9 protein-coding genes are annotated in these 11,200 nt (G+C 37.3%); 4 read left to right on the forward strand and 5 right to left on the reverse strand.

The genetic code is table 11. The features are described 5' to 3' along the window. Positions 1-74 precede the first annotated feature (74 nt). Positions 75-902, reverse strand: coding sequence for a 4,5-DOPA-extradiol-dioxygenase (gene ygiD / locus ACODR7_RS21150; RefSeq protein ID WP_488842209.1), 828 nt, complete (start codon positions 900-902; stop codon positions 75-77). Between the two features lie 79 nt (positions 903-981). Beyond that, positions 982-1,494: a YceI family protein gene (locus ACODR7_RS21155; RefSeq protein WP_062675631.1), complete on the reverse strand. Its 513-nt coding sequence runs from the start codon at positions 1,492-1,494 to the stop codon at positions 982-984. A gap of 508 nt (positions 1,495-2,002) precedes the next feature. Between ACODR7_RS21155 and ACODR7_RS21160 the strand changes: the two genes are divergently transcribed. Next, a complete protein-coding gene (locus tag ACODR7_RS21160) occupies positions 2,003-4,141 on the forward strand; it encodes a S9 family peptidase (protein WP_488842211.1) in 2,139 nt (712 codons plus the stop codon). 220 nt (positions 4,142-4,361) lie between these two features. Continuing rightward, entirely contained in the window at positions 4,362-5,387 is a 1,026-nt protein-coding gene (locus tag ACODR7_RS21165; RefSeq protein WP_488842212.1) for an LLM class flavin-dependent oxidoreductase, read from the forward strand. A gap of 73 nt (positions 5,388-5,460) precedes the next feature. Here the strand turns inward: ACODR7_RS21165 and ACODR7_RS21170 are convergent, their stop codons facing one another. The 3 genes from ACODR7_RS21170 to ACODR7_RS21180 form a co-directional block, all read right to left on the reverse strand. Further along, entirely contained in the window at positions 5,461-8,496 is a 3,036-nt protein-coding gene (locus ACODR7_RS21170; protein ID WP_488842214.1) for an AAA family ATPase, read from the reverse strand. A 3-nt stretch (positions 8,497-8,499) separates the two neighbouring features. Continuing rightward, a complete protein-coding gene (locus ACODR7_RS21175; protein WP_488842215.1) occupies positions 8,500-9,705 on the reverse strand; it encodes a metallophosphoesterase family protein in 1,206 nt (401 codons plus the stop codon). Between the two features lie 144 nt (positions 9,706-9,849). Beyond that, positions 9,850-10,002, reverse strand: coding sequence for a hypothetical protein (locus tag ACODR7_RS21180; RefSeq protein ID WP_168801912.1), 153 nt, complete (start codon positions 10,000-10,002; stop codon positions 9,850-9,852). A gap of 120 nt (positions 10,003-10,122) precedes the next feature. Here ACODR7_RS21180 and ACODR7_RS21185 point away from each other — a divergent pair, with 120 nt between their 5' ends. Then, positions 10,123-10,371 (forward strand): VF530 family protein, encoded by a 249-nt coding sequence (locus tag ACODR7_RS21185; protein WP_488842217.1) that lies wholly within the window; start codon positions 10,123-10,125, stop codon positions 10,369-10,371. A 146-nt stretch (positions 10,372-10,517) separates the two neighbouring features. After that, entirely contained in the window at positions 10,518-11,018 is a 501-nt protein-coding gene (locus ACODR7_RS21190) for an FKBP-type peptidyl-prolyl cis-trans isomerase (protein ID WP_076597149.1), read from the forward strand. Positions 11,019-11,200 lie beyond the last annotated feature (182 nt).

Here is an 11,200-nt window from a genome sequence, read left to right on the forward strand (position 1 = left end):
ATTGACAGTTTATAAACAAAAACCGCCTCAAGGAAAATGAGACGGCTTCTTTTTTGTTTTTAATATAGAGATGGCTATCCGATCCTTACACTTGTCATACTTAATGATCCGCCGATAAGCTCGTCGTTAAATAAGGCAAGTTCTTCGGATTGATCTTTCAACCCTAAAGTGTACAATAAAGGAAGATAATGATCAGGCGTAGGAACAGCATATTGTAAGAAAGTTCCCTGTTTCTGATAATCAATAATATTCTGAAAATTTCCATCCAGAAGCCAGTTGTTGGTTTTTTCTCTGGCTTCCACTGCCCAGTCCCAGCCGGCTCCCACTGTATTTATATTTTTCCAGTCGATAAGGCGGAGATTATGAACAATATTTCCGCTTCCGATAATCAGGATGCCCTTTTCACGAAGTTTATTCAGCTTTTTTGCAAGATCATAATGATACTGAGGAGGTTTTGTGTGATCGATACTCAGCTGGATAACAGGAATATCTGCCTCGGGGTACATATGTTTGATAACCGACCATGCACCATGATCCAGTCCCCAGCTGTGATCTTCTTCCACATCTACAGGAAGAAGTAATTCTGCAGTTTCTTTGGCCAGTTCCGGACTGCCGGGAGCAGGGTATTGCACATCAAAAAGGGCTTTTGGAAAGCCATAAAAATCATGAATGGTTTTCGGCATATCCATAGCTGTTACAAAAGTTCCGTCTGTATACCAGTGGGCAGAAATACAAAGAATTGCATTAGGTTTAGGAATTTCTGAAGCAGCTTTCCGGAAACCCTGTACAAATTGATTCTCTTCAATGGCATTCATTGGTGAACCATGTCCAAGAAATAAAACAGGCATTCTCTGTGTGCTTTTAAAACCGTTGCTTATATTTTGAAGATCGTTGAGGTTCATAAATATTGAAGATTATAAAAAATAAAAGGTCCAAGGCTTTTAGACAAATCCCTGAACCTTTTAAAATATATGTTATTTACTATGCCTGTTTTACAAACTGTAATTCACCAGCTACTTTTACATCATCGCTTACCATTACACCTCCTGCTTCAAGAGCTGCATTCCAGTTTAATCCGAAGTCTTTTCTGCTGATTTTTCCTTCAAAAGAGAAACCTGCTTTTGTATTTCCCCATGGGTCTACATTGATTCCTCCGAAATCTACATCAAGATTTACAGGTTTTGTAATTCCGTTGATGGTAAGATTTCCAACGATAGAATTATTTAATGCCTGAGATTCAAAAGTGATGGTAGGATGTACTTCAGCATTGAAGAACTCTGCAGACTTTAAGTGGTTATCTCTGTCTGTATTGTTGGTGAACACAGAATCCGTCTGGATCGTAGCGGTAGTTTTTGCATTTGCAAAGAATTCGTCTTCAGATTCAATCTCAGCGGTGAAAGTTCTGAAGCTTCCTTTTACGTTAGAGATCATCATATGTTTTACTTTGAAAGTAATTTCACTATGCGTAGGGTCTAAAATCCATTTTGTTGCCATTGTATTTTGTATTTTTTGTTTGTTATTAATGATGCAAATTTAGGACAGCGTACCTATACAAGTCATTGATATAGGATAAGAAATGAGATTTTTTTGTTAATCATCAATTTTGCTTCGCAAGTGAATGGTGAATATTATACCTTTCCAATAATTAAAAACTGACAAGCGCAGCGGATTGATCATTCACGATCCATCATTCACCTATCCTAATAATGCCTTTAAAAATTTTATTGACCTATCCCTTTAATTAATAATTAACAAAGATTTTCTTATTGATGACCCTTCGACAGGCTCAGGTTAACAATCCGAATACCAGTCGAAATTTTTGAGCGTTGTCAGGCTGAGCCTGTCGAAGCTATTATTACTAAAAGGGGTAGGTCAAAATTTTATTATTAAGTTAAGAAATAGTTTCTTTTAATGTATGAATTCCATTTTATGAATGTTTTAATTTAACGTTTCTTAACGATTGATTTTTATTTCTTATTTTTGATGGATTCAATTTTATCCAATGAAATTACATAAATTTTCTTTATTGATGATGGTTTTAGGCAGTTCAGCATTTGCCCAGACCCAGAAATTTACCATGGCGGAGGCTGTCAATGGAATGAGAACCAACCTTGCCGTGAAAAATATTTCCCAGTTTTCATGGGCGGCAGACGGAAAATCTTACATCCAGGCAGTGAAAGGCGGTTATCTGATTACAGATTTGAAAACGAATAAGCAGGATACGCTGATTTCATTGAGCCAACTGAACAGAAACCTTTCCAATGATAAGCTTAAAGCTGTTCCACCCATTAAATTTACAGGAAATTCCAATGGGTATTTTACTACAGGGGGTAAAATGTCGTGGATTGAAAAATCAGGAAACAACTGGAAAATTAAAAGTACAGCTGCCATTGATGAGGATGCTGCGAATGTGAAAATGTTTGCTGACGGTCAGACTTTTGCCTTCACAGCAAAGAATAATTTATTTGTAAACAGGAACGGAAAAACGATTGCTGTAACCAATGAGAGCAATGAAAATATCATTAGCGGACAGGCGGTTCACAGAAATGAATTCGGAATTGATACCGGAATTTTCCCTGCTCCGAATTCGGAGAGCGTAGCTTTCTATAAAATGGATCAGAGTATGGTAGCAGATTATCCGATCATCGACTGGTCTGTAACGCCTGCTGTAAACCACAATATTAAATACCCAATGGCTGGCCAGACTTCTCATCAGGTGACATTAGGGGTTTTCAATATTAAAAATCAATCTACTACTTTCTTAAAAGTGGAAGGTGAAAAAGATCAGTATCTGACGGCCGTTACATGGAGCCCGGATTCAAAATATATCTTTGTAGGGGTACTGAACAGAGGCCAGAATCATATGAAAATGAATCAGTATGATGCCGCTACAGGAGAATTGGTGAAAACTTTATTCGAAGAAACAGACAGTAAATATGTGGAGCCACAGCATCCGCTTACTTTCTTTCCGAACTCTAACACAGATTTCATTTGGCAGAGCCAGAGAACAGGATATAATCATTTGTTCCATTATAGTCTTGAAAAAGGACTGGTAGCTCAGATTACAAAAGGAGATTGGCTGGTAACTGATATTTTAGGATTCAATGAAAAGAAAAAGGAGATCTACTTTACATCAACAAAAGAAACTCCTTTGGAAAGGCATTTGTACAGAATCAACTGGACTAACTTCAAAATGCAAAGGCTGGACGATGCAGAAGGAATGCACATCGGAACTTTGAGCAGTGACGGAAATTATCTGTATGATGCTTACAGCAATGCCAATTCACCAAGAGTTGCCAACATTATCAATACAGCCAATTTAAAATCTACAAATATCCTTACTTCTGAAAATCCATTAAAGAATTACCAGAGACCGGAAATTAAAAATGTAACATTAAAGGCTGACGACGGAACTCCTTTGTACGGAAAGATCATTCTTCCTACCAATTTTGATCCTAATAAAAAATACCCAACTATTGTTTATCTGTACAACGGGCCACACTTACAGCTGATCACAAACAGCTTCCCGGCTTCAGGAAACCTTTGGTATGAATATATGGCTCAGAACGGTTACATCATTTTCACAATGGACGGAAGAGGTTCTTCTAACCGTGGAATGAGGTTTGAGCAGGCTGTATTCAGAAATCTGGGAACTACAGAAATGAACGATCAGATGAAAGGGGTGGAATACTTAAAATCTCTTCCTTATGTAGATGGAGACAAAATGGGAATCCATGGATGGAGCTTCGGAGGATTTATGACAACAAGTTTTATGCTTCGTAAACCGGATGTATTCAAAGTAGGAGTAGCAGGAGGACCTGTAATTGACTGGAGCATGTATGAAATCATGTACGGCGAAAGATATATGGATACTCCACAGGAAAATCCACAGGGATATGCAACAGCTAATCTTCTGGATAAAGTTCAGAATCTGAAAGGAAAATTACTGATGATCCATGGAGCACAGGATGATGTAGTCGTATGGCAGCATTCTATTAAATTCATCAAATCTGCTGTGGATAATGGTGTTCAGCTGGATTACTTTACCTATCCGGGGCATCCGCATAATGTGATCGGGAAAGACAGGGTTCATCTGATGCAGAAAATAACAGATTATTTTGATCTATATTTGAAAAAATAATATTACAATCCAGCGAGAAGGCTGGATTTTTTTTGATATTACCTTAATGTTATTGTATAACTTGATTGAGATTGCTTCGTTTTGTTTGCAATGACACTTTCGTGTTATTAGTGATACATTAGTGTTATTTGTGTTTTAAAAAAGTAACTTTTCGATCTTAACAAACATCAATGTTTTTGATTTTTCATAGCAGTAATTTTGTATGACTAAAATCAACAATATGGAATTAGGAATAGGAATGTTCGGGGACCTGGCTTTAGACCAGTCTACCGGAAAATATAGAGATGCAGGAATTAAGATCCGCGAAATACTGGATCAGGTAAAATTCATGGATGAGGTAGGAATAGATGTTTTCGCAATGGGAGAACACCACCGTCCGGATTATGCTGTTTCTTCTCCGGAAATCGTTTTGGCAGCAGCAGCAAGTATTACAAAAAATATAAAACTGGCCAGTGGAGTTACTGTTTTGAGCTCTTCGGAACCGGTTAAGGTATATGAAGATTTTTCAACGCTGGATTTAATTTCAGACGGAAGAGCAGAGATATTTGTGGGACGCGGAAGTTTCATCGAATCCTTTCCGTTATATGGCTATTCATTGAATGACTATGAACAGCTATTTGACGAAAAATTAGAATTATTACTGAAAATCAATACTGAAGAAAACGTAAGCTGGTCCGGAAAACTTCGTGCTCCTATGCAGAACCAGACCGTTTATCCAAGAGCAAAAAATGATGGAAAACTTTCCATCTGGAGAGCTGTTGGAGGAACTCCGCAGTCTGTATTAAGCGCAGCGCAGCTTGGAATGCCTTTAGTGGTAGCCATCATCGGAGGAATGCCAATCCAGTTTAAAAATCTGATTGAATTCTATAAGCAGGAATACCAAAAAGCGGGACACGATGTTTCAAAAATGCAGATTGCAATTCACTCCCATACTTTTGTAAGTGACGATCAAAAAGTAGCGGATGGATATTTCCATAATTATAAATCTCAGATGGATAGGATAGGAGCTTCCCGGGGATGGGCTCCTTACACAAAAGCGCAGTATGATGGAGGAAGAAGCAAAGACGGTGCATTGTTTATCGGCAGTCCCGCAGAAGTAGCAGATAAGATTGCTTACATGAAGGAAATTTTCGGAATTACAAGATTTATCGGGCACATGGATGTGGGAGATCCTGCTCATGATGTGATGATGAAATCTATTGAATTATTTGGAAAAGAAGTAAAACCCGTTATAAAAGGACTGTAACAGGGAAGTTTATTGATAGCAAAAGCCACAAAAGAACATATCTTTTGTGGCTTTTGTAGTTGTAAATCTGGTATTAAACAATCTCAATCAGACTTCCTCTTTCTTCATCCTTGATAATATTAAGAGCTGTAGGAATCTTTTCTTTCAGTTCTTCAACGTGCGAAATAATACCCACAATCCTGTTTTCTTTCATCAGATTAGTAAGGGTTTCAAAAACGATATTCACGGATTCCGTATCCTGCGTTCCGAAACCTTCATCAATAAAGAAAAAATTCTTTTCGGCCTGCGCATTGGCCTGAACGCTTTCTGCCAGTGCCAGCGCCAGACTCAAGGATACCTGAAAGGCCTGTCCTCCGGAAAGCGTTTTTACACTTCTGCTTTTCCCTTCGTTGAGGTAGTCAATGATTTCAAAATCATTATTCTCATTAAGCTGAAGACTCAGCTGATTTCTCGTCATCCTGTGAAAACGGACATTGGCATGATCACAAAGCTGTCTCAGGTAAATAGACGAAACATATTGTACAAAACCTGCACCTTTAAACAGGTTCATCATAATTTTTAAATTTTCTGAACGCTTCTGAAGCTTTGCCAGTTCTTTTAAAAGGGTTTCTTTTTTCACAAACTCTTTTTCCAGCCTGTCTATTTCTGCGGTTTTTGTGACTACGGAATCACTGATTTTTTTCTGCTCATTCTGTGCTTCAACGAACTGCTGTTCAGCGAGAGAAAACTTTTCGTTATCGAATGAAAGACCTTTCAGTTTTAATTCCAGCTCTGCGATGAATTTCTTTAAAGCTTCAAATTCAACTTTGAAATGCTGAACTTTGGCTCTCACCAGCTGAATATTGATCTCCTGCAGTAAAATATTCTCAACTTCTTTAAATGCTGTGAAATTTTGATCTGCCAAAGCTTTGGCAATCGCCTCTTCATTACCGGAAATTTCCTTCTCAAGTTCTGTAATTTGTTTTTCAGACTGGCTGACAATTGCTTTTTGCTCTGCCAGTTTTGGAGAAAGAATTTTTTCCTGTTCTACCGCCTTCCGGTAATTTTCTTCAGTCTCTTTATTAGATTGTACAAGTTTTTGATAAGATTCCTCAATCTCTTTTATTTCCTTTTGAGCATACAGATTCCAGTCGAGAATTTTAAGGCCGGAACGGCTGATATTGATTTGCTCCTGCTTAGAAACTTCTTCCAGACGGAAAACTTCCAGGGCGTGCTTATATTTTTCCAGCGTTTTGGTTTCTCTGTCAATATGTTCCCTTTCAGCTGTTATAGTACGTTCCGTTTCTTCAATCTTTTTCTCCAGCGTAAACGAATCTGAACGTTTTTTCTCAAATTCCTCTTCCTGGTTGGAATCAAATTGTTTCCAGGTGAAATTCAGCAGATGATTTTCAATATCCTTCTGAATCTGAAGGACAATTTTTTGTTCCGAAAGAAGCTGTTCCTCAAAGATTTTTTTACGGTCCAGAATTTTGTCAACCTCTGCTTCCTGTTTTTGAAGAGCCGTTATTTCTTGTTCTACGGATGTTATTTTCTCCTGAATGTCCTGTAGCTCAGTATTCACATCATGAAATTCCACAATATGCGGATGCTCTTTAGAACCGCAAAGAGGGCAGTTTTCACCATCATGAAGCTCACTGGCAAAACGGGAAAGTTCTTTTTGTATTTTGAGATGATCCAGTTTTTGGGAAAGTTCCTTTTTCTTTGTTTCTAAAGTTTCTTTTTTGCTTCTGAAATCTTCTTTATAATTTTCGGTATAAGCAAAAGGTTTTAATTCTTCTGTAATTTCTCCGATCTGTTTTTGATTTTTCTCAATCTTTTCGGTTTGTTCCTGAAGTGATTTTTTTAAGTTTTTTTGCTGGATAAACCAGTGGCCCACTTCAGAAAGCAAAGCAGAATCAAGCTTTTGTTCTTTTAAAATTTTTATTTGTGTCGAAAGCTCATCAATTTTCTTTTGAATTTTTTCTTTATTGAGGTCTACTTCTTTTACCTTTTCAGAACCTTTCTGAGTTCTTTCATTCAGAACTTTGATTTCTTCAGAAAATTTCAGGACCTGAATGATGAGGCTCAGATCATTTTCCTGAATTCTGGATTGCTCCAATGCTTTAAACTTCGGCTCAAGAGACGTAAGCTGTTCCTTTACGATCGTAAAAGTCTTTTCAGTTTCCTGCCATGCTTTAACTTGCTGTCCTTTTTCGTTTTGTTTCGCAGCAATCTCTTTTGAAAGCTTATCTTTCTCAATAATTAAAGGCTTGAAAAGCCTGAAAGTACGGTCGTATAATTCTGCCTGTGCTTCCAGAGCATCCATCTGGGACTTTTCTTCAGAAAGTTTGCTGAATTTTTCCTTATTCTGCTGTAAACTGTCAAAGTCGCTTTTTAAGTTTTTCAGCTGTTGATACGTTTGGGAAACCTTCTCCAGTTTTTCATTGGATTCTGAGAGGAGTTTCTGCTCTTCAGCCAACTGTTCTTTCTGAAGTTTAATTTTCTCTTCATTGATTTCTTCAAATCCTTTTAACTGTCCTTCCAGCTGATCCAGTTCGGATCTGTTTTTTACATTGAGTGTGGAAACATTGTTCTGAAGGTCAAATTTCTGAAGATTAAAGATCTCCTTCATCATATTTGTTCTTTCTGCAGCACCCAATTCAAGGAATTCTTTGAACTGTCCCTGGGGAATAATGATGGTTCTTTTGAAGTTGGAATAGCTTAACCCGATAATAGATTCCGCATTGGAGTGATCCAGAGGCATCCATTTGCCAATGATATTTTCATAAAATGTAACCGCGTTAGGCTTTACTTCTTCGAATTTTTTGGAATTCCGCTTAAAATCTCGGGTAGCACGAAAAAGCTTATTCTCATAATTCACAAAATCAAATTCTATATAAGAACTGTTTGATTTTAAATTCATCATGTTGTAAGCCCTTTTATCACGCATATTCAGACGTTCCGTTTCCCCATATAAAGCAAACGAAATGGCTTCCAGAACCGAAGATTTTCCGGAACCCACCGCCCCGAAAATCCCAAACAGACCCGCTTCGGTAAGATTTCTGAAATCAATCGTCTGGCGTTCCTGGTATGAGTAAAGTCCTTCGATCGTTAATTTTACAGGGATCATGGCTTATGCATTTAAAATTTCGTTAAACAAATTCATCAGTTCTTCATTGGCTTCCTGCCCGCCATTTTTAGATTTAAAATAATCTTTGAATAATAAATCAATATCCTGGCTTAAATTGATTTCATGGGTTGGGTTTTCTCCCAATTCCAGATTTCTGACTTTTGGAATAAGGTGAACAATTCCGTTGTGAGACTGATAAATTAACCTTCTTTCATCAGCTGTTAAAAAAGTTTCACTTTCCAGCGTAAGTTCAATAAATGTATTTGGATTTTCACCCAGCCATTGTACAGTATCTTCAATGGAGGTAAATGTTTTTCTGACCAAAGCTCTGCCGCTTTCCAAGAGTTTCTTCCCGTAGGAAACTGCTTTTCCAGGTTCTGCATCAATAATGGAAACATACTTCTTTTGTCCGGCTTCACTGAAACTGTAGCACAGAGGAGAAGATGAATAAATAACAGGCTTTTCCTTGGTTCCGATATTCTGGAAAGCATGGAGATGGCCCAGCGCCGTATACTGAATCTGCTCAGGAATACTGTCAGAAAAAATCAGATCTGCATTCCCAATCTTAATCGGTTTTTCTCCTTCCGGCTCTTCCAGAATTTCCGCACCTCTTTTATTCATGTACAAATGAGCCGTCAGAAGATTCACTCCGGTATCATCACAGAACTGATCCGCAAGATTTTTCCATGTCTGTGAAAGAACCTTGTTGATTTCTTCCTCTTTATTTTCACCAAAATATTCCTTTAACCGGATTTCATTCGCAAAAGGTGTGTGGAGAATTCTTACCGGAAAATTTATCCCCTCAATTTTCAGCTCGATAAAACCTTCTTTGGAATGGGTAATGTTAAAATATTCTGTACCAAAAGGTGTGATCTCCGCTTTAGGATGGCCTATTAAAATAATTCCGCATTCCCTTGCCAGAGGATCGGGAGCATTGATTAAGCTGGGAGAATCATGATTACCGGAAATAGCAATCACAGGGCGTTTTCCGTTCAGGGATAAACGTTTTAAGGTTTTATAAAAAAGTTCAGCAGCCTCTACACCTGGATTGAAATTATCAAAGAGATCACCGGCAATTAAAACCATATCAACGTTTTGTTCGTCAGCAATCTGAACAATTTCATTCATCACCAGAACCTGTTCTTCCAGTCTTGAAAAACGATCGAGGCGTTTACCCAAATGCCAGTCGGCAGTGTGGAGGATTTTCATAATTTAAATTTGAGAATTAAAAAGAGTATGCAGTATAATTTTCAACTTGTTTTGCAGAAAATTAATTTGCAGATATTACGATGTAAAGATAGAGAATACTTAATTTTAATAAATAAGGTTTCCCTTACTTCAGATAAAAACAATTTATAGTTTATTGTCAGCTTCTCTTGCTTTGAAATCTTCCCGGATCTGTTTTAATCTTGCTTTCCGTTCTGATTCTGCATTCTGTATTTTACGTTTTTTCTGATCAATTTTCTTTTTGTTTTTTTTCCTGTTTGCTTCGTTATTTTTGCTCATGCTTGGTAACAGATCATTTTTATGGGTGAAAAATAGCTTCTTCAAAAATAAGAAACAAAAAGGGAAGAGGGATGTGGATTTTTATATAAACTTATAATAAATTAATTTTGTAAAAAAAAGATGGAACAACAGTCCAAAGATCCTTTACACGGAAAAAGACTGGATGCTATCCTTGAAGAACTTGTAGAATACTATCAAGGTTTTGAAAGGCTTGGCGAACAGATCAATATAAAATGTTTTACAGACAACCCAAGTATAAACTCTTCCCTGAAATTTCTGCGGAAAACACCGTGGGCAAGAACAAAAGTAGAAAGCCTGTATCTTTTTGTCCTGAGACAGAAAAAGAGAGAGGAGGGTAGAAAAAAATAAAGGTTGAGAAAAGGAGATCTGTTTTTCTTTATGTCTTTCATAGCTTCCTTCTTCCATCTCCCGGCTTTCAGGTTCATTAAATCATTTCAAAAAGAGTATATTTGTATCATTAATCGTGAAACAACATCACGAAAAAAAGAAAAAATATGACAATCGAAAACAATCACGTTGTAGCTGTAAAGTATATACTTCACACTATCGAACCAGATGGAAGTAAGATTCTTGTAGAAGAAACAACAACAGAAAATCCGCTTACATTTTTGTATGGTGTGGGAATGATGATTCCAAAATTTGAACAAAATATCCTTGGTTTGAAAGCTGGAGATACAGCTGCCTTTACGATTCAGCCTGAGGAAGCTTATGGTGAAAGACAACCGGATGCTATTGCACAATTACCAGTGGAAATGTTCAACGAATCAGGACTTCCACCTGTAGGAGCTATTTTACCTTTATCAGATAACCAAGGGAATAACTTCCAGGCTTTTGTAGTAGAAATTACTCCGGAAGTTGTAGTAGCAGACCTTAACCACCCAATGGCAGGTAAAGTTTTAGATTTCCAGGTGGAAGTTTTAAACACCCGTCCTGCAACAGAAGAAGAATTGGCACATGGCCACGCTCACGGAGTTGACGGAAACGAAGCTCACTAAAAAAATAAATGTCCGAAAAAGTCGGATAATATAGTATATACATGATACAAAATAAGCCAAAGATAATTCTTTGGCTTATTTTTATTTAAGGTACAAATAGTTATTGAATGCTTGGCATTCCCCTCTTTCGGACTATCGTGTGGACACAATTATTTCTAGTTTTATACATTTATTGTTATTTA

It is taken from the genome of Chryseobacterium sp. FG46 (genome assembly GCF_057809135.1).